The organism is Vibrio sp. RE86 (assembly GCF_013114545.1).
In the GTDB taxonomy this organism is placed as follows: domain Bacteria; phylum Pseudomonadota; class Gammaproteobacteria; order Enterobacterales; family Vibrionaceae; genus Vibrio.
Genome location: NZ_VTXI01000005.1, coordinates 63,506 through 82,319, shown reverse-complemented (window position 1 = coordinate 82,319; position 18,814 = coordinate 63,506). Strand labels below are relative to the sequence as shown.

18 protein-coding genes and 1 riboswitch are annotated in these 18,814 nt (G+C 44.0%); of the genes, 9 read left to right on the top strand and 9 right to left on the bottom strand.

The window, feature by feature from the left end:
* Positions 1-64: 64 nt before the first annotated feature.
* Positions 65-778, bottom strand: coding sequence for a two-component system response regulator TorR (torR, locus tag F0231_RS06785; protein WP_171758963.1), 714 nt, complete (start codon positions 776-778; stop codon positions 65-67).
* Positions 779-1,014: 236 nt separating this feature from the next.
* Here torR and torD point away from each other — a divergent pair, with 236 nt between their 5' ends.
* From torD to F0231_RS06760, 5 genes are all read left to right on the top strand, one after another.
* Complete coding sequence (gene torD, locus F0231_RS06780) at positions 1,015-1,662, top strand: molecular chaperone TorD (RefSeq protein WP_171758962.1); 648 nt, start codon at positions 1,015-1,017, stop codon at positions 1,660-1,662.
* A 208-nt stretch (positions 1,663-1,870) separates the two neighbouring features.
* Complete coding sequence (gene purR, locus F0231_RS06775) at positions 1,871-2,878, top strand: HTH-type transcriptional repressor PurR (protein WP_171758961.1); 1,008 nt, start codon at positions 1,871-1,873, stop codon at positions 2,876-2,878.
* Between the two features lie 141 nt (positions 2,879-3,019).
* Positions 3,020-3,108: riboswitch (cyclic di-GMP riboswitch) on the top strand.
* A gap of 131 nt (positions 3,109-3,239) precedes the next feature.
* On the top strand, positions 3,240-3,833 hold the full coding sequence (locus tag F0231_RS06770) for a TfoX/Sxy family DNA transformation protein (protein WP_171758960.1): 594 nt from the start codon (positions 3,240-3,242) through the stop codon (positions 3,831-3,833).
* Between the two features lie 129 nt (positions 3,834-3,962).
* Positions 3,963-4,655: a TVP38/TMEM64 family protein gene (locus F0231_RS06765; protein WP_171758959.1), complete on the top strand. Its 693-nt coding sequence runs from the start codon at positions 3,963-3,965 to the stop codon at positions 4,653-4,655.
* Complete coding sequence (locus F0231_RS06760; protein WP_171758958.1) at positions 4,655-4,960, top strand: DUF2007 domain-containing protein; 306 nt, start codon at positions 4,655-4,657, stop codon at positions 4,958-4,960. Before F0231_RS06765 ends, F0231_RS06760 begins: the two co-directional genes overlap by 1 nt.
* On the opposite strand, the gene F0231_RS06755 is transcribed toward F0231_RS06760, so the two are convergent.
* The 5 genes from F0231_RS06755 to topA form a co-directional block, all read right to left on the bottom strand.
* Positions 4,957-5,763 (bottom strand): alpha/beta fold hydrolase, encoded by an 807-nt coding sequence (locus tag F0231_RS06755; RefSeq protein WP_171758957.1) that lies wholly within the window; start codon positions 5,761-5,763, stop codon positions 4,957-4,959. The genes F0231_RS06760 and F0231_RS06755 overlap by 4 nt on opposite strands.
* Positions 5,764-5,912: 149 nt before the next feature.
* Complete coding sequence (gene glgA / locus F0231_RS06750) at positions 5,913-7,373, bottom strand: glycogen synthase GlgA (RefSeq protein ID WP_171758956.1); 1,461 nt, start codon at positions 7,371-7,373, stop codon at positions 5,913-5,915.
* Positions 7,363-8,580 (bottom strand): glucose-1-phosphate adenylyltransferase, encoded by a 1,218-nt coding sequence (gene glgC / locus F0231_RS06745; protein ID WP_171758955.1) that lies wholly within the window; start codon positions 8,578-8,580, stop codon positions 7,363-7,365. Before glgC ends, glgA begins: the two co-directional genes overlap by 11 nt.
* A 361-nt stretch (positions 8,581-8,941) precedes the next feature.
* Positions 8,942-10,636, bottom strand: a complete 1,695-nt coding sequence (locus tag F0231_RS06740) for a diguanylate cyclase (protein WP_171758954.1) — start codon at positions 10,634-10,636, stop codon at positions 8,942-8,944.
* A 198-nt stretch (positions 10,637-10,834) separates the two neighbouring features.
* Positions 10,835-13,471, bottom strand: coding sequence for a type I DNA topoisomerase (topA, locus tag F0231_RS06735; protein ID WP_171758953.1), 2,637 nt, complete (start codon positions 13,469-13,471; stop codon positions 10,835-10,837).
* A gap of 400 nt (positions 13,472-13,871) precedes the next feature.
* On the opposite strand from topA, the gene F0231_RS06730 reads away from it, so the two are divergent.
* On the top strand, positions 13,872-14,120 hold the full coding sequence (locus tag F0231_RS06730) for a YciN family protein (protein WP_171758952.1): 249 nt from the start codon (positions 13,872-13,874) through the stop codon (positions 14,118-14,120).
* Positions 14,121-14,179: 59 nt separating this feature from the next.
* On the opposite strand, the gene aroA is transcribed toward F0231_RS06730, so the two are convergent.
* Together aroA and F0231_RS06720 are read right to left on the bottom strand one after the other, a co-directional pair.
* Positions 14,180-15,460, bottom strand: coding sequence for a 3-phosphoshikimate 1-carboxyvinyltransferase (aroA, locus tag F0231_RS06725; protein WP_171758951.1), 1,281 nt, complete (start codon positions 15,458-15,460; stop codon positions 14,180-14,182).
* A 146-nt stretch (positions 15,461-15,606) separates the two neighbouring features.
* Positions 15,607-16,062, bottom strand: a complete 456-nt coding sequence (locus tag F0231_RS06720; RefSeq protein WP_171758950.1) for a glycine zipper 2TM domain-containing protein — start codon at positions 16,060-16,062, stop codon at positions 15,607-15,609.
* A gap of 20 nt (positions 16,063-16,082) precedes the next feature.
* Between F0231_RS06720 and aat the strand changes: the two genes are divergently transcribed.
* The 3 genes from aat to infA all read left to right on the top strand — a co-directional run bounded on the left by aat (position 16,083) and on the right by infA (position 17,798).
* Positions 16,083-16,811, top strand: coding sequence for a leucyl/phenylalanyl-tRNA--protein transferase (gene aat / locus F0231_RS06715; protein WP_171758949.1), 729 nt, complete (start codon positions 16,083-16,085; stop codon positions 16,809-16,811).
* Positions 16,801-17,499 carry an arginyltransferase gene (locus tag F0231_RS06710; RefSeq protein ID WP_171758948.1) on the top strand — a complete coding sequence of 233 codons (699 nt, stop codon included), beginning with the start codon at positions 16,801-16,803 and terminating at the stop codon, positions 17,497-17,499. Before aat ends, F0231_RS06710 begins: the two co-directional genes overlap by 11 nt.
* Before the next feature lie 80 nt (positions 17,500-17,579).
* Complete coding sequence (gene infA / locus F0231_RS06705) at positions 17,580-17,798, top strand: translation initiation factor IF-1 (RefSeq protein WP_001040192.1); 219 nt, start codon at positions 17,580-17,582, stop codon at positions 17,796-17,798.
* A 360-nt stretch (positions 17,799-18,158) separates the two neighbouring features.
* Here the strand turns inward: infA and F0231_RS06700 are convergent, their stop codons facing one another.
* Positions 18,159-18,737, bottom strand: coding sequence for a thymidine kinase (locus F0231_RS06700; RefSeq protein ID WP_171758947.1), 579 nt, complete (start codon positions 18,735-18,737; stop codon positions 18,159-18,161).
* Between the last annotated feature and the right edge of the window lie 77 nt (positions 18,738-18,814).

Sequence of the window (18,814 nt, the reverse complement as noted above, 5' to 3'; positions counted from 1 at the left end):
CCAGACAAAAAAATACCGAGGCATGCCTCGGTATTTTTATAATCACAATAAAGGTTGATGCGTATTAATCACCCGCAAACATGTACCCTTCGCCATGAACTGTCACAAAGATTTGTGGGTTCTTTGGATCAAACTCCATCTTAGCGCGCATGCGACGAATAAGAACGTCAATCGTACGATCATTTGGAGCATCAACACGATGACTGATCATATTTAGGATACGCTCACGGCTCAGCACCTGATTCGGGTATGACGACAGCGCAACAAGAAGTTCGTATTCTGCCTTGGTCAACTTAACTGGCTCACCATTGCGACTTAATGCGCGGCGTTGAACATCGAAAGTCCACTCGCCGAAACGAACAACGTTCTCATTTTGCTTTTCTGCTTCAACATTACCTGAAACATTTCGAGCAGAAGAGATACGCCAAAGCAAGTTCTTAACTCGAACCAATAGCTCACGCAGTTCAAAAGGTTTTGTTACATAATCGTCGGCGCCCATTTCTAGACCAACGATTTTATCAATGCTATCCGTGCGTCCTGTTACCAGGATAATTCCAATGTCAGATTGACTGCGAAGCTCGCGTGTTAGCATTAAGCCATCTTCACCAGGAAGATTAATGTCCAACATCACCAAGTCAATCGCATTACTTTGTAGCATAGCGCGCATCTGCTCACCGCTTTCTGCTTCGCTGACTTGGTAACCCTCATTTTGAAAGTAACCAACTAGCTTGCTGCGAGTCACTGCGTCATCTTCTACAACTAGTACGTGATAGCTCATTTACACCACTTAATTTACATTGGGAATTGCTCTTACTAATATTCTATTCATAAATAGTCACAATTCTAGTATTTATCACTTTAAAACCAAGAAAGATGATTTTTTCTTGATTCAAGACAATTCCCAACCCACCATTCACATTCGTCTTTATTTGCATTTAATTTGATATATATAGCATTATCGCTGTTCATTTTTATTGGGTACAATACCTCCAATTATTTTGGGAGTGATACCTGATGCAAGAGATTAAAGCATTTAACGAACAGCGTGCAGAAATATATTGGTGGCTTTCAAGCTTATTTGTAAAAGAGCTGACTGAAGAGAATATCGCCAAATACCATTCGCCGGAAATCCGATCTTTCTTGACTGGGCTTGGCGAAAATGACGAACTGAAGCCAGCCATTGAACGTGTTGTAGATGCGCTTAATCGCCTGATGGATCGTGAAGATGCACAACTTGAATTAGCGGCTGACTTTTGTGACCTATTCTTGAAGTCAGATAAAGACTCAGCATTGCCTTACGCCTCTCTTTACATTGGAAAGTCTGGATTACTAAACGATACTCCAGCGAAAGAGATGGAAGAGTTGATGCAAAAGCACGGCGTTGAGGTAGACAAAAACCTGAATGAACCTGCCGACCACATCGCTATCGAACTCGATTTTCTTGGTAACTTGATCATTAAATCTAACCAAGCTGATACAGACGAAGAGCTTGAAGGCGCATTAACGGCACAAGAACAATTCATTCGTGAACGTATTTTAAGCTGGGTACCTCAATTTAATGCGAAGTGCCAAAACTTAGATGAATTCGGTTTTTATGCAGCAGTAAGCTCACTCACCGTTTCATTTCTGACACTGGACTGTCGCTACTTATTAGGCGAATAAACAGAACATTGTGACCTACGCCATAGCGTCACGATGTTTTTATTTGCTCTAAACTTGTTTGCGGTCTAAAATTGTGACCGCAAACGATAAAAACAAACGAATCAAATACAAACCGCTAAATAGAGCGGTTTTTGTGTTTCTGATACTTTCTGCCAAGATATTCTAAACTGGATATAACACGGGGCAGTCACCCACAGGACAGAACCTTATGGCCACTATTAAAGACGTTGCTCGCCTAGCTGGCGTTTCAACGACCACTGTGTCACACGTAATCAATAAAACTCGCTTTGTTGCTGAAGCTACTCAAGAAAAAGTAATGGAAGCGGTTAACGAGCTAAACTATGCACCAAGTGCTGTTGCCCGTAGCTTAAAATGTAACTCTACACGTACTATCGGTATGTTAGTAACGCAATCAACCAATTTATTCTTCTCTGAAGTTATTGATGGCGTTGAAAGCTACTGTTACCGCCAAGGTTACACATTGATTCTATGTAACACAGGTGGCATTTACGAAAAGCAACGTGACTACATTCGCATGCTTGCAGAGAAGCGCGTTGATGGCATCTTGGTCATGTGTTCTGACCTGACAGAAGAGTTAAGCGAGATGCTTGACCGCCATAAGGATATTCCAAAAGTTGTTATGGATTGGGGTCCAGAGAGCTCGCAAGCCGATAAAATTATCGATAACTCTGAAGAAGGTGGCTACCTAGCGACTAAATACCTAATTGACCGCGGTCATACTGATATTGCTTGTCTAAGCGGACATTTTGAAAAAGCGGCATGTCAGGAGCGTATTCGCGGATTTAAACGCGCAATGACAGAAGCCGACCTAAACGTGAACGAAGATTGGATCTTAGAAGGCAACTTCGAGTGTGATACGGCCGTTCTTGCTGCCGACCAGATTGTGGCTATGGACAACAAACCAAGCGCTGTATTCTGTTTTAATGACACTATGGCTTTGGGCCTAATGAGCCGCCTACAACAAAAAGGCATCCGTATTCCTGAAGATATGTCTGTCATTGGTTACGATAACATCGAGCTTGCAGAATACTTCGCGCCACCACTGACAACGGTTCACCAGCCGAAACGCCGTGTGGGTAAAAATGCATTTGAAATTCTACTAGAGAGAATCAAAGATAAAGAGCATGACAAACGTATCTTTGAAATGCATCCAGAAATCGTGGAACGCTGCACAGTTCGCGACCTCACCAAGTAACACTCTATGCGCCCAAGGACTTTATTTATATCACTTGGGCGTATTAATGCCCCCTATTTATTGAACCAAGATCACACTTATCCCATTAAGACGTGATGTAGTGCCCATATTTTATTTATCCTTTAAATTGTTCGAACCAAGCCACGAACAGGGCAAACCACTCCGAAAGGATGGGACGCAAAGCCTCCGGCCTTACACAATATTTATTGTCTGGTAGCGGGGTTGCCGACGGTAAATATGCAAACGTCATACACGTTTATTAGCACTCGTATGACACCTTACTGACAATAATTCTGCATACATTTGCTAATCTCTCGGACCTGAATTGGTGGCGTATAAATATACACCGAGAATACACAGCATGGATAAACCAATACTTAGAGATTCAATGCGACTGTTTGAGCGATTAGGCTTAATTAAGTCTCGTTCGATGTTTGGTGGCTTCGGTATTTTTGCCGATGACACAATGTTCGCATTGGTCGTTAACGACAAGCTTCATTTACGCGCAGACGCTGAATTAGCTAAGCAGTTTAAAAACAACGGATTGGAACCTTACGTTTATAAGAAACGTGGTTTTCCGGTCGTAACAAAATATTTTGCTTTACACTCAGACTGGTCTGAAGACACAAGTAAGACAATAGAGCTCGCAACTACAGCGCTCGCCGCAGCAAACAGCGAGAAAAACAAACAAGCTAAAGCTAAGCCAAACCGCCTTAAAGATTTACCTAATCTTCGTTTGGCAACAGAGCGTATGCTGAAGAAAGCGGGAATTGATTCGGTCGAGAACTTAGAAGAGACTGGCGCAGTCAACGCGTTTAAAGCGATTCAATCCAGTCACTCTGCCGATGTCTCTGTTGAACTGTTATGGGCTTTAGAAGGTGCTATTAACGGTACCCATTGGTCGGTCATTCCACATAGCCGACGCGAAGAGTTGCTTACTCAATTGAGTCACTAACATCCTGAAAATACCTTTCAAAATGTCAGCCTAAGTGCTGACATTTTTTATCTTTTTGAAATTTCTCCCTTGCTTTCTCTGTCTAGTCTAATAACACTTTAGCTACTCGACTTCTGATGGAGCAGTACCATGAACAAAAAAATCATCCTTGGCATTTTATTCGTTTCTTTGATCGTTATTCTTGGTGTAAATTTTGGCCAATATCTGACTCTCGACAATGCCAAAGCTCAACAAGCTGAACTCTCTGCATTTATTGCGGATAACTTTACGGTTGCTGCTGCCACCTACTTCATTGCTTATGTAGCCATTACCGCGTTTTCTATCCCTGGTGCAGCTGTTGTCACATTGCTTGGTGCTGCTCTATTTGGATTCTGGACCAGCTTGTTATTGGTATCATTTGCCAGCTCAATCGGGGCAACCATTGCGTTTTTGAGCAGTCGTTACCTTTTGCGAGATTGGGTGCAATCTAAATTTGGAGACAAACTCAACGCGATCAACCAAGGCGTCGAACGTGATGGGGCTTTCTATCTATTCTCGCTCCGACTGATCCCAGTATTTCCTTTCTTCTTAATCAACTTATTGATGGGGCTGACACCTATCGCTACGGCTCGTTTTTACCTCGTCAGTCAACTAGGGATGCTACCAGGCACCGCGGTTTACTTGAATGCAGGTACTCAACTGGCTCAAATAGATAGTCTATCTGGAATTGTCTCTCCAACCGTTCTTGCTTCATTCGCTTTACTCGGTCTATTTCCCGTCATCGCTAAGTGGATTATGGCGAAGTTCAAGTCTCAGCCATCTGCATCGAATGGGAGCGTTTAATGAAAGTCTACTCTGCAACAACACCAACTGAAGCTCACATTGTTTGTGAGCTTCTAAAATCCCAGTCTATTGATTGCGAAGTGCGTGGTGAAGGCGTATTTGGTTTGCAGGGCGAAGTGCCATTTGGTGAAAGCAGTGAGCCGTATGTTTGGTTAATTGAGACAGACAAACTGAGTACAGCACAGAGTGCAATTGAAGATTACACACGTGCTCATGTCGGAGATGACTGGAAATGTAGTGATTGCGGGGAGACTAATGAACCGCAATTTGGGGTGTGTTGGCAGTGTGGCGCTACCGCCCCTTAATTCACAGGCTGTATTTGCTGTTTAATGAACGCGATAGAATGATGGTTGAATTCGTCGGGTTTTTCCACGTTACACACGTGACCACAGTTCTCTATCTCAAGAAGCTGACTGTCCTGATGGGCAGCGACCATCTCTTTTACAGGCTGAATAAACATGTAATCACGATCCCCCATCAAATAGAGTGTTGGGATGGGAAGCTCACGCTCTTTGAAGTAACGCATCAATGGGTTCACTTCAGCCGTCAAAATAAACCAACGCTTAAACTCTTTTTGACACAACTTTTTGGCTTCTCGGATAAATAAGTGTCTTGACTCTTTTTGTGCTCTTTGTGGCATGACAATATACGCGAATAGGCTGTATAGCCACATATAAGGCACGATGTGCTTGCAAAGGTCACCTAACCTAACTAACACCTGTGAACGCGTATTTAAACGTGTTACAGCGCCTCCTAAGACCATGGACTTAACTCGGTCTGCTGCAAGCTCTGCTAAATTACGCACGATGATGGTACCAAGAGACATGCCGACGAAGTGAGCAGAACGAATCTTCAAATGGTCGAGCACCTTTAGAATATCTAGAGTAACCGTTTTAAAGGTGTATCGATTGGTCATCAGCTCTTTTAACAACTGGTTCGACTTGCCATGACCGCGAAGGTCGATAAGTAACAAGTTAAAATGCTGTTTATACGCTTTGATCTGCTTGAACCAAATCGATGAACTTCCACCAGCACCATGCACAAACACCACCCATTCGTCGCTCGAAGGGTGAGGAAAGGTTTTATGAAATAGTAGTGAGTCGCTCATAAACGTAATGCTGGCCAATTCGTAGGGTTAGGAGATTAACATAAAGATAGATGGATGGGAGCCAATACGCTTGATTTCTTTTTCAGAACTTTGCAAAAATTTGTACATCTCAATAAAAAAGGCGCCTTATAGACGCCTTTTCACCGAAGTTATGCACTAAGTGCCGTATGATAGAGTTCTAAATACTCATCGGCCGCTTTGTTCCAACAGAAGTTTTGCCCCATCGCATAAAGCTGGACACGTTTTACTTCATTTGGACGCTGCGCATAGAGCAGAAGTGAACGCTGAAGAACATTGAGCAGCGCTGATGGTTCTGGTTCATCAAAGATAAAGCCTGTCGCACTATCTGGGTCTGCGTCGTAATCGTTAACACTATCACGAAGCCCACCTACACCACGCACAATAGGCAAAGTACCATAAGCCATGCTGTAGATTTGATTCAACCCACACGGTTCAAACTCAGATGGCATAATAAAGAAGTCCGAACCCGCCTCTACGAGGTGAGCCAATTCATTACTATACGCTTCAACAAACGCAAACTTATCACTGTGCTTGGCCGCAATCTCTTTAAGTTGAGAAGCCAATACTGGGTCACCCGTACCTACAATCACAACCTGCACATCATGCTTAAGGAACTCAGACAAGATTGGCAGTAGGTAATGAATGCCTTTTTGATGAGTCAGGCGACACACCATCCCGTAGAGCGCAACGTCTTGCTCCTCTAGACCAACGCGATGTTGAAGTTCACGCTTACACGCTTTTTTACCACGAACCATACTTTGACGATTCGCTTTGTAATTTACGGGTAAGAATGCGTCGGTTTGAGGGCTCCAAGCCGAGTAGTCGCACCCATTAAGAATCCCGACAAGATCATCTGCACGCTGCTGGAACTCTGCCGCCATACCATGACTGCCTAGTTCTGTTTTCAGCTCTTGCGCGTATGTCGGACTCACTGCATTAATCTTATCTGCGTTGAGTACGCCAGCGCGAAGCATGGTGACATGCGTTTCACTAACGGCTGCATCAGGTGCAAAGCGAGTGTGCATTTCAGGAAGTACCTGCAACTCATCGTAGCTAAACACACCTTTAAAGACGGCATTATGGATCGACAAAACACTCTTAGTCTGAGCAAAGAAATCATCAGAACCGAAACGGTGTTTAAGTAGATAAGGGACAAAACCGGTATGCCAATCATTGGCGTGGATAATGTCTGGTTTAAAGCCCAGTTTAGGCAACATGTCTAAGCAAGCTGCGCTGAAAAACGCAAAGCGCTCACCGTTGTCTTGATATGCTTGATTACTTTCTGCGTACATTTCAGAGCGATCGAAATACTGTGGGCAATCAATCGCAAAAACCGGAACACCTGCAATTTCTAACTGTTTAACCGCATACTCGGTATGCGGCCAGTGCTCAAGTTGCGTTTCAAGCAGCGTTTCAGCTTGCGCTATACCCGCTACCTTTTGGTAAGCAGGCAAGGTAATACGAACATCCTGTTGAAGAGTATGAAGCGCTTCAGGCAGTGCCTTGGCTACATCAGCCAAGCCACCACTTTTAATTAAGCCTTCAACTTCCGATGCTACAAATAGAATAGATAAATTCTTAGTAGCCAACTCTTGCTCCTTTTGGAATAACAACGATACCATCATCTGATACGTGGAAGTGTTTCTTGTCTTCTGCCAAATTCACACCGATCTGGGTTCCTGGTGCGATATCTGCATTTTTATCAACAATAACACGTCTGAGGACACAGCCCTCACCAACTTTTACATCGCCAAGTAAAATACATTCGCTGATGTCACATGCAGAAGCGATGTTACTGCGGAAACCTAATACCGATTTCTCAATGCGCGAACCACGAACGTAGCTACCATTACACACTAGGCTGTCAATGATCTGAACTCGACCGTTGTCTGAATCAGTAAACGTTGCTGGCGGTAATGGTGGGTAAAACGTGTGAAGAGGCCACTTGCGGTTGTACAGTGAGAATGGCGCATCTTTTTCTAGCAGATCCATATGCGCTTGCCAGTACGCATCAATCGTACCGACATCACGCCAATAAACTTCTTCTTTCTCGCCTGTAATACGGTTCGTGCTGAAGTCATAAACGAACACATCGCCACGAGGGAACATCTTAGGAATGATGTCTTTACCAAAATCATGTGATGAATCTGGGTTATCAGCGTCTTCGATCAGCTCAGCAAATAAGTTTTGCGCTTCAAATACATAGTTGCCCATCGAAACAAGTGCGTGCTCTGGGTCACCTGGAATTGATTTTGGATTTTCAGGTTTCTCTTCAAAGCCAATCATGCGGCCCTGCTCATCAACTTCAATCACACCAAACTGTGACGCTTCAGATAGAGGCATACGCAGTGCAGAAACGGTCAGTGCAGCCTCTTTCTCTTTGTGGTAATCAAGCATCTGCTTGATATCCATCTTGTAGATGTGGTCAGAACCAAAGATACAAACTTGGTCAGGCTCAGAGAGTTCCATAAAACGTAGGTTTTGATAGATCGCATCTGCGGTGCCTTCATACCAACGCTTACCTGTACGCATTTGAGCTGGGATAGGGTCGATGAAACGGTCAGTGATACCGTTAATATTCCAACCTTTCTTCAAGTGATGGAACAGGGATTGAGATTTAAATTGCGTAAGAACATAAATACGCATCAAGTCCGCATTTACAAAGTTGTTCAAAGCAAAATCAATAAGACGGTAGCTACCGCCGAAAGGAACCGAGGGTTTACTGCGAGATTCCGTAAGTGGACGTAGGCGTGAACCTTCTCCACCAGCAAGGATCATTCCCAAAACACCAGCCATGTATTTCTCTCCATTTTATTTTTGTATATTGACGAATCAGATTTAGGGGGGATCCGTCTAAATTCCTTGTATTACGCCGCTCCTAGCAAGCCCAATACGCAGCATTCGCCACAGCAAGCCTGCCCACACATACGGTATACCGTTGCGAAGACACTGTGCAAAAGGTTTATTATAACTTATCGTATTTCAGGAAGATTACAATTTAAAATATGCTGTACCTTGGTACTCACAGAAATTACTTTTTATCGCCCTGAGATAGCTCACACTATCCCCTCGCAAAGAAACAAACCGATAACATATCCAATACATTAACGTGACTTTGCTCGCAAGCAGTACCGAAAGACAACATAGTTTGATTAGGCTATGCGGATTTTTTTTCATCGATATCCGCATGAATATGAATCGCGCTTTCATGAGTAGATTTCGCGACGTATAAAGCGCTATCAGCTAGAGCAAGTGCTTGCTGAAATGAGACATCTGGCTCGATCAATGCTCCGCCGATCGTCACATTGATCGGTAAAGCAATATCAACCAAGCTATTGTGTTTGTGATTGTCGATATGGTGCTTAATACGAGTAGCAATTTGCTCTAGGGTGGCTTGCTGGTCACTGCGTATTAATAAAAGGAATTCGTCATCAGCCCACCTGGCGGCAATATCATACTCTCGTATTGCATGGTTCAAGCCTTCTGCGACAAGTTTGAGAGATAAGCGATAAAGCTCAGTATGCTTCTCAGTATCTATTGTTGGAGAGAAACCTGCGTCTATCCAGAGTAAACCAAAACGATATTGTTCGCGTGCAGCACGTGCAAGTTCAAGTTTTAGCTCCCTTTCTAAGCCTCGTTTATTGTGCAGCTTAGTCACGAGATCAAACACTGACATTTTATCTAGGGCTTCCGTTCGAGATGCGACCATATTATCAACGCCGATTCGACTTTCGTTTAGCTCGGACTCAATCAGGTCGATGCAATGGTTGACGCCTTTAACAGAAAAATTGACGCGCTCTGTTTGAGTTTCTGAGAGGTAAGCGAGACGTTGAGTCCAATATTCATTTGGAACCACCCAACGTTTTACAAGATAAAGATAACTGATCAAGGCGAATAAAAGGGTAATGACCGCCAAAGGAAAGTACAAATAGGTCGACACCCAATTGGGTACCATCGCATCGATGCTAACAAACGTTAACTCATACCATCCTAACTCTTCAACATAATGTATCGCGACCACAGCATTCCCCTCCCCTTGCTGGATCATTAGCACCTCGGCTTCCTCGCCATTTTTTTGCCTCTGCATCAAATCTTCGAGTGCTAGATAGTCCTTAGAATTACTGACCACCTCGTGCAATAGAGGTTTCATTTTTGCGGAATCTCTTAACGGATAATGGAAATCCCCTGCTTCAAAAGTAATTTGCACACGGCGACTATCATCAACAAACATCGTCCTCAGTGCACTTGAGTGATGATTGCTTAGCTGATTAAACAGGAGTGATACTTCAATACCTGTTCCGACAATGCCGAGAAACTCACCATTCTTAATGATACTTTGGTTAATCCACACGCGAGTCATATCAAGATGTGCATCACGGGCAATGTTTACCGTCAGGTCAAGGCGACTATCACGTTGCTCAAAGTACCACTTATCATACGCTGACTCTGGTTCAAGATGATGGCGTAAAAACGATGTCTGCCTAATACTTTGCACATCGTTAAAGTGATAAGAGAGGTTTTGATCAAGCGCGATAAAAAAATTCTTTGAGGTAAATCCCCAGCGAAAGCGATCCAATGTATCTTCCGCGACTGATCGATAAACTTCATCGTTACTGTTGAATCCCCATGAAGTGATATTTGGGTGCGAGGCGAGTAACTTGACTCGTTCCACTTCTTTGATGATAGGCATCAAGATGGTTTCAGCATCGTGATGAGCAGACACCTGAGCGTATTTCCAAAGCAACTCCGTCACAACCTTATCGGTAACGTGCTTAGAAATCGAATACGCTGCAAAAACGAAAATCGCGCTACTCGACAGGACGAGCAGCAGTAGCTTAAGTCTCAGTGTCATGGTGTCCATCCAATAGGTCACCTAGATCAATAGATTCTACTTACTACATTGTCAAAAGTGATATTAATTATCTTTCAATAAATCGATTACCGATTATCTAGACATAGCGTTTGATCGCACATCCATGAAAACAGATGATCATTCGGTGCATAAAAAAAGCAGCCATTTGAGGCTGCTTTTTTCGTATTAGTTCGAAAGTTATTTCTTCGCTTTCGCTGGCTTCTTGCGCTTGTCAGTGATTTCCCACTTTCCGTCCACGTAAAGCGCTGTGTAACCTGAAGGCTTACCATCGACTTCTGAACGAACGTAGTTCTCCTTCGACTTGCGACTAAAGCGAACAACCATTGGCAAACCATCTGGATCTTGCTCTGGCGCTTCCGTTAGGTACATGAACTTCGGAGAGATACGCTCTTTAAAGCGAATCAGTTCAGACACTAATGGTGCACGTGTTTCGCGAGATTTCGGGAACGTGCTTGCTGCTAAGAACAGACCAGATGCACCATCACGAAGAACAAAGTACGCATCTGAGTTCTCACATGGAAGTTCTGGCAGGTGTACAGGATCTTCTTTAGGCGGTGCAACTTCACCGTTCTTTAAAATCTTACGAGTGTTCTTACATGTCTCGCTAGTACAATCCATGTATTTACCAAAGCGGCCATTTTTCAGCACCATATCACTGCCACACTTATCACATTCGACAACTGGGCCGTCATAGCCTTTCACTTTGTACTCACCGTGTTCAACCACGTAACCTTCACAGTTAGGGTTGTTACCACATACATGGAGCTTACGCTTATCATCAATAAGATAAGCATCCATCGCAGTTTCACAGATAGGACAACGTTTCTTAGCTCGCAGTGCGGCAGTTTCAACGTCTTCTTCTAAAACATTGATAATGCCTTCTTCGTCACCCAAGTTGATGGTTGTTTTACAACGCTCTTTTGGTGGTAACGCATAGCCCGAACAGCCAAGGAATACACCTGTTGATGCGGTACGAATACCCATCTCGCGCGAACATGTTGGACACTCAATGTCTGTGTAGACGATGTGGTTTGGCTTCATGCCACCGTCGTCTTCTTCAAGTTCAGCTTTTGCAAGATCGCCAGTAAAGTCATCGAAGAAGTTATCAAGAACGTCTTTCCAATCCATCTCACCTTCAGCGATTTGGTCTAGCTTCTCTTCCATACGAGAAGTGAACTCGTAGTTCATCAAATCATCGAAACTGCCATCAAGACGGTCTGTCACGATCTCGCCCATCTTCTCAGCATAGAAACGACGCTGTTCAACTTTCACATAACCACGGTCTTGAATAGTAGAAATGATCGATGCATACGTTGAAGGACGACCGATCCCACGCTTCTCAAGCTCTTTAACCAATGCAGCTTCAGTAAAGCGTGCTGGCGGCTTAGTAAAGTGTTGTTTAGGCTCTAGGTTAACCAAATCGATAATATCGCCAACTTGTACCGATGGCAGGATTTGGTCTTCGTTTTTACCTAACGGGCGCTGAACACGAGTCCAACCGTCAAACTTCAGAATACGGCCTTTCGCTTTTAGCGTGAATTCGTCTGCTTTAACACTTACGGTAGTCGAATCGTATTTCGCTGGCGTCATCTGACACGCAACAAACTGATTCCAAATAAGTGAATACAGCTTGTGAGCATCCGCTTCCATACCTTTCAGGTCATCAGCTTTTACTGTCACATCAGAAGGACGAATCGCTTCGTGAGCCTCTTGAGCTCCCTCTTTGCTGCCGTAAACATTCGCTTTCGCTGGAAGATACGCGTCACCGAAATCTGATGCGATCATGTCACGCACGTTTTCTACAGCTTCTGCACTCAAGTTGGTCGAGTCAGTACGCATATAGGTGATGTAACCCGCTTCATACAGACGTTGAGCTAGCATCATTGTCTTTTTAACACCATAGCCTAAACGAGTACTCGCTGCCTGCTGCAATGTTGATGTTATGAACGGTGCTGATGGCTTGCTCGACGTTGGACGGTCTTCGCGCTTACACACTTCGTACTGTGCTTTCTCGAGCACTGCCAGCGCAGACTTCGTTTCAGCTTCGTTACTAGGCTTAAACGCCTCGCCAGCTTTCTTTGCTACCTGAAGACGAAAGTCTGTTTTGTCAGACGTTTGTGTATTGGCGTGAACATCCCAGAACTCTTCTGGAATAAACGCTTTAATTTCGCGCTCACGTTCAACAAGCAGTTTTACCGCGACCGATTGAACACGGCCAGCAGACAAACCACGCGCCACTTTTTTCCAAAGCAGAGGTGAAACCATAAAGCCAACAACACGGTCCAAGAAACGGCGTGCTTGCTGTGCGTTAACACCAGGCATGCTTAGCTCGCCTGGCTTTTCGAATGCTTGCTGAATCGCGTTTTTCGTGATTTCGTTGAACACGACGCGCTTGTATCGCTCTTCATCGCCACCGATGATCTCACGAAGGTGCCATGCGATAGCTTCTCCTTCGCGGTCCAAATCGGTTGCGAGATAAACGTTGTCAGCGTCTTTCGCTAATTTTTGTAGTTCCGCCACAACTTTTTCTTTGCCTGGCAGAACTTGATAATTCGCTTCCCAACCATTGTATGGGTCGATGCCCATCTTCTTAATAAGAGCTTTACGATCTTTTTCTTTCTTGATTCGCGCTTTTTCTTCAGCACTCAAGCCCTTGGTTGATACAGCAGCAGCTTTCTGGCCTGTACTCTGGCCAGCAGTCGGCAGATCACGTACGTGACCCACACTGGACTTTACAATGAAGTCCTTACCTAAATACTTATTAATGGTCTTCGCTTTTGCTGGCGACTCCACAATAACCAGTGACTTACCCATAATTGACTCAAGTGTCCTTTATCGAATGCGACAATAGCGCACAACATACTTAATACTTTGCTTCTTTTTTACTATTGAGCGAGATTGCAAGAAGATCAATATCTTTTTTACTTTTCTCTTTTGATTGCTCGACAAATCGACGATGTAAAAGAAGCGTTAAATAAAGTGCGACGACCTATATCGTAACTTCGATAGGTTCGAAAAGCGCACATACTAAACGTCTTAAGATTCCCAGCGCCAGTAGAAATAAGCTTTTTTTGCCACTAGTCACAAAACCCGCTGCGATAGGCGATATCTGCACGGTACAAGGTTGATCTACCGCATTGGAATTTCTCATTGAAATCCCTACAATTTTCAGCAACTCTTCTATTTACGAGCCAAGACAGTAAAGGTTACATCCATGAGCGATAAAAAAGTCATTTCTCCGTCAGAGCTATTAATGATTGCTAATCACGTGATTCAAGAACACGATGACTATATAGAAGGAATGCGCGCAGAGAGCGTTGAAGAAAAAGAAGGAGTCTTAGTGTTTAAAGGTAACTATTTTCTTGACGACAATGGTTTACCGACACCAAGGACCACGGCTGTTTTCAATATGTTCAAGTATTTAGCGCATCACTTATCGAAAGAGTTTACGTTAGAAAAATAACAGAGACACAAAGAGAAAGGGTTGGCATGTTATGCCAACCCTTTTCGTTTTTCATGCCGTTAAGAGCTCAAACCTTGCAACTTATCAAAGTAGTCTGGGAATGTCTTAGACGTACATTTAGGGTCGTTGATCGTTACCGGCGTATCACTCAGTGCAACCAATGAGAAGCACATCGCCATACGATGGTCGTCATAGGTATCAATCGCAGCGTGCGTTAATTGCGCAGGCGGAGTCACGACAATGTAGTCTTCGCCTTCTTCAACTTCTGCGCCGACTTTACGTAACTCTGTAGCCATTGCAGCAAGACGATCGGTCTCTTTCACGCGCCAGTTGTACACGTTACGAATTGCTGTTGTACCTTTCGCAAAGAGTGCCGTCGTTGCAATAGTCATCGCCGCATCTGGGATGTGGTTAAAGTCCATATCAACTGCTTTAAGCTCACCCACACGTGAAATGACATAATCATCACCCCACTCAATCTCTGCGCCCATTTTCTCAAGTGCGTCAGCGAATTGGATATCACCTTGGATGCTCTTTTTGCCAATACCGGTCACTTTGATTTCGCCGCCTTTGATAGCAGCTGCAGCTAAGAAGTAAGAAGCCGAAGAAGCATCCCCTTCTACTAAGAAGTCACCAGGGGCAACGTATGACTGACCTTTACGAATCACAAACTCTTGGTAGTCGTTGTTTTCAACTACAACACCAAACTGCTGCATGATGTGCAAAGTGATATCGATATAAGGCTTAGAAACTAACTCACCAACGATTTTGATGGTGACATCGTCTTGAGCAAGTGGCGCTGACATAAGAAATGCGGTTAAAAACTGGCTGGAAATTGAACCATCAATTTCTACTGTGCCGCCTTTAAGACCTGTACCGAAGATTTTTAGTGGTGGATAGTTATCGTTTTCTAGGTATTCGACTTTTGCACCAGCTTGGCGCAGGGCATCGACTAAGTGGCCGATTGGGCGCTCTTTCATGCGCGGTTCACCAGTAAGAACGTATTCGCCTTTACCAAGACAAAGTGCCGCAGCAAGTGGGCGCATCGCCGTACCAGCATTACCTAAAAAGAGCTCCAACGCTTCCGGTGCATCAAACGACTGCCCTAACCCTTCCACTTCACAAACCGTTTTGTCTTCAGACAATGTATAGACAACACCTAGCTTTGTCAGTGCATTGAGCATATGACGAATGTCATCACTGTCGAGCAGATTTGTTAAGCGAGTTTTGCCACTAGCGAGTGCTGCTAGCAGTAGTGCGCGGTTTGAAACACTTTTAGAACCTGGTAAGTTGACCTCACCATTGACTTTATCGATAGGTTGTAACGTAAGGCTTTCCATTAAACTTGTTATTCCTTGCTCACCTCGTCTTCCTAAACGAGACGATGAAATTCTTCGTACTTGCAGCCTATCTAAAAAACCTAGCTAAAACCAGAGCTAATCCACGATTAAAACTGAATAATTATGTGGTCAGCTCTGCTCAGTTATTAATACTCTTTATCGACACGCACAGCATCATCAAAATAAAGAATACGAACCTTATCTCCCTGCTCAAAAAGCATGTTGTTGTCGATATCTTGAATGACGTCGACAAGTTTACCTTTCTCCGTTTTTATCAGGATTTCAACTAGGCGATACTCTACTCGATACTCTTGATTAGCGTGGTTTCTTGCGATTCCCGCTCCCGCAACAGCCCCCACCGCGGTTGCCACTTCTTTACCCGTTCCACCACCAAACTGGTTACCGACGACACCGCCAACGACTGCGCCAAGCAGAGTCTCCCAACCTGAACCTTGCGATCTCACAATATCTTGTTGAGTAATGTATCTCACTGTATCAACCGTACCAAAAACCACTTCATTGACCGGTCTTGCGGTGTTTCTTTGGTACGCTGCATTGGCAATAAGTGGAAAAACCAATATGATCCACAGTAACTTCTTCATTTTCTGTTCCTTTATTTGCAATGCCACTCTATCTTACTGAACTTGACCCTGATGAACTTTGGTTTCCCTCTCCATTCGATGCTTTAGCTGATCCGAATGGCTTGTTAGCTTTAGGGGGCGATCTCAGCCCAGAGCGACTATTGTTTGCTTATCAAAATGGTATTTTTCCATGGTATGGCCCCGGTGAACCCATTTTATGGTGGAGCCCTTCACCACGTGCAACCTTTAATCCTAAGACATTCCAACCGTCAAAAAGTCTCAAGAAATTTCAAAGAAAGCACCAATACCGAATCAGTATCAACCAAGCGACAGAAAGAGTCATTGATTACTGCGCATCCACACGGAGTGCAGAGGAAACATGGTTGAATGAGGAAATGCGAGCATCGTATAAAGATTTGGCAAAACAAGGGCACTGCCACTCAGTCGAAGTATGGCATGAGAATGAACTCATTGGGGGGCTATATGGTATCTCCGTTGGCCAACTCTTTTGCGGTGAGTCGATGTTTAGTCTAAAAACCAACGCATCAAAAATTGCGTTGTGGTATTTTTGCGCGCATTTTCAGAAACATAACGGCCAACTCATTGATTGCCAGGTAATGAATCCTCATTTGGCGTCTTTAGGGGCAACAGAGCTAGAACGTGAAGACTTTATTCAAAGACTGCTATCCTTTAATAAACTGGCAGTTGATAACGGCTGCTTTACAACACAATGGCTATTACCACCGGGCGAGGAGATGAATGAGCTCTGATCTACAACAGATTCGAATTGGCTTAACGGACTGTCATCCGTGCAGTTATTTAGCAGACAGACAAGAGCGTGTTGCTGTAGCACTCGATCCTACTATGCACTGTGGTTCGAGCTATGAAGTGTTGCTCGCTAATGGTTTCCGTCGCAGTGGAGATACGATTTATAAACCCCATTGCGATCAGTGTCAGTCGTGCCAAGCGCTTCGTTTGTCGATCCCCGAATTCTTGCCATCTCGCAACCAAAAGAGACTGTTGAGTAAGGCTCGTCATTTTCAGTGGGAACTTAAAGAGTCGATGGATGAAGGTTGGTTTGATCTTTATTCTCGCTATATAGAAGCTCGCCACAAATCAGGCACTATGTATCCTCCAAAACGAAATGAGTTTGCTCAGTTTTCTCAATGTAGCTGGCTTAATACGCAGTTTTTGCACGTCTATGACGAAGGTAAGTTGATCGCGATTGCGGTTACCGATGTGTTGTCAAACAGTGCCAGTGCTTTCTATACCTTTTTTGACCCGGATTACCCGCTGTCTTTAGGTACCCTTGGGGTGCTCTACCAAGCGGAGTATTGCCAGCAGCAAGGCAAGCAGTGGCTCTATTTGGGATATCAGATCGATGAATGCCCTGCGATGAACTATAAAGTCCGATTTCAACGTCATCAAAGGCTAGTAAATCAGCGTTGGCAAGGGTAGAATACGCCACAACTTTACATAATTCATTTTTATCGGCATTATGCGCCGGTTGAAATCGTCCATTTTTAAAAGAGGATTAAATGGCTAAAGAAGACGTAATTGAGATGCAAGGCACTGTCCTTGATACTCTTCCAAACACAATGTTCCGTGTTGAGCTAGAAAACGGTCACGTAGTTACAGCTCACATCTCTGGTAAAATGCGTAAGAACTACATCCGTATTCTTACTGGTGACAAAGTAACTGTAGAGATGACTCCATACGATCTATCTAAAGGCCGTATCGTCTTCCGTGCTCGTTAATCTCAGACTGCCTTTGAGCAATCCGAATTAGTCGAATACAACAAAAAAGCGAAGCTCAATGCTTCGCTTTTTTGTTTTCATTATTCACATCACATAAACCAGTGTGACTACACAAGCCGCGCAACTACCTACAGTGCTTGTTGAGACTTCTCGAATACATGCGCATGCGTGTTTCGTAACACCAGTTAATGCTGTTCCGTACCGCTTAGTATAAAAGCGTGAACTTAAAGAGCGTGCTGAGTAGGTATTCTGCAACATGCATGCGTAACTGCATTGAACTCACCTACATCCTACGCTCGTCATTTAGCGGCTTTTGGAAGAATATCTACTTAGTTCGCGTATACACAATGTATATTACAGCTACTTATCTAAAGCTTCCTTGTAGTGCTGACGGCACACAGACACATAACGATCGTTGCCACCAATCGCGACCTGATCACCCTCTTTGATCGCCACACCATGTTCATCCGTGCGGATAACCATGTTCGCTTTACGGCCACAGTGACAGATCGTTTTTAGCTCGACCAACTTATCTGCCCAAGAAAGTAGATATTTACTCCCTTCAAACAGCTCGCCCAAGAAGTCGGTTCTTAAACCGTAACAAAGGACAGGAATGTGTAGCTTATCTACCACTTCCGTTAATTGGTAAACCTGCTCTTTAGATAGGAACTGGCATTCATCAATCAAAATACAATGACGTTTTTCAGCTTCATTTAACGCTGCGATCTCTTTGTAGAGATCCGTCTCAGCATTGAATAGTTGAGCTTCCGACTGTAGACCAATTCGAGAGCTAACTTTGCCCACACCATAGCGGTCATCAAGGGCTGCGGTGAAGATCACCGGCGTCATACCGCGCTCTTGGTAATTAAAAGAAGATTGAAGAAGAGTGGTTGATTTACCCGCATTCATCGCCGAGTAATAGAAATACATCTGAGCCACTGATTTTTCCTGTATGAAGATTTATAAGAATTAAAGAAAAGGGCTGAATAAACAGCCCTTTAAAATGAAAATTGAAC

What these genes read in the sequence shown, in the direction of transcription:
- torR (WP_171758963.1), bottom strand. Translation starts at nt 778, where the DNA reads ATGAGCTATCACGTACTAGTTGTAGAAGATGACGCAGTGACTCGCAGC.
- torD (WP_171758962.1), top strand. Translation starts at nt 1,015, where the DNA reads ATGCAAGAGATTAAAGCATTTAACGAACAGCGTGCAGAAATATATTGG.
- purR (WP_171758961.1), top strand. Translation starts at nt 1,871, where the DNA reads ATGGCCACTATTAAAGACGTTGCTCGCCTAGCTGGCGTTTCAACGACC.
- F0231_RS06770 (WP_171758960.1), top strand. Translation starts at nt 3,240, where the DNA reads ATGGATAAACCAATACTTAGAGATTCAATGCGACTGTTTGAGCGATTA.
- F0231_RS06765 (WP_171758959.1), top strand. Translation starts at nt 3,963, where the DNA reads ATGAACAAAAAAATCATCCTTGGCATTTTATTCGTTTCTTTGATCGTT.
- F0231_RS06760 (WP_171758958.1), top strand. Translation starts at nt 4,655, where the DNA reads ATGAAAGTCTACTCTGCAACAACACCAACTGAAGCTCACATTGTTTGT.
- F0231_RS06755 (WP_171758957.1), bottom strand. Translation starts at nt 5,763, where the DNA reads ATGAGCGACTCACTACTATTTCATAAAACCTTTCCTCACCCTTCGAGC.
- glgC (WP_171758955.1), bottom strand. Translation starts at nt 8,580, where the DNA reads ATGGCTGGTGTTTTGGGAATGATCCTTGCTGGTGGAGAAGGTTCACGC.
- F0231_RS06740 (WP_171758954.1), bottom strand. Translation starts at nt 10,636, where the DNA reads ATGACACTGAGACTTAAGCTACTGCTGCTCGTCCTGTCGAGTAGCGCG.
- topA (WP_171758953.1), bottom strand. Translation starts at nt 13,471, where the DNA reads ATGGGTAAGTCACTGGTTATTGTGGAGTCGCCAGCAAAAGCGAAGACC.
- F0231_RS06730 (WP_171758952.1), top strand. Translation starts at nt 13,872, where the DNA reads ATGAGCGATAAAAAAGTCATTTCTCCGTCAGAGCTATTAATGATTGCT.
- aroA (WP_171758951.1), bottom strand. Translation starts at nt 15,460, where the DNA reads ATGGAAAGCCTTACGTTACAACCTATCGATAAAGTCAATGGTGAGGTC.
- F0231_RS06720 (WP_171758950.1), bottom strand. Translation starts at nt 16,062, where the DNA reads ATGAAGAAGTTACTGTGGATCATATTGGTTTTTCCACTTATTGCCAAT.
- aat (WP_171758949.1), top strand. Translation starts at nt 16,083, where the DNA reads ATGCCACTCTATCTTACTGAACTTGACCCTGATGAACTTTGGTTTCCC.
- F0231_RS06710 (WP_171758948.1), top strand. Translation starts at nt 16,801, where the DNA reads ATGAGCTCTGATCTACAACAGATTCGAATTGGCTTAACGGACTGTCAT.
- infA (WP_001040192.1), top strand. Translation starts at nt 17,580, where the DNA reads ATGGCTAAAGAAGACGTAATTGAGATGCAAGGCACTGTCCTTGATACT.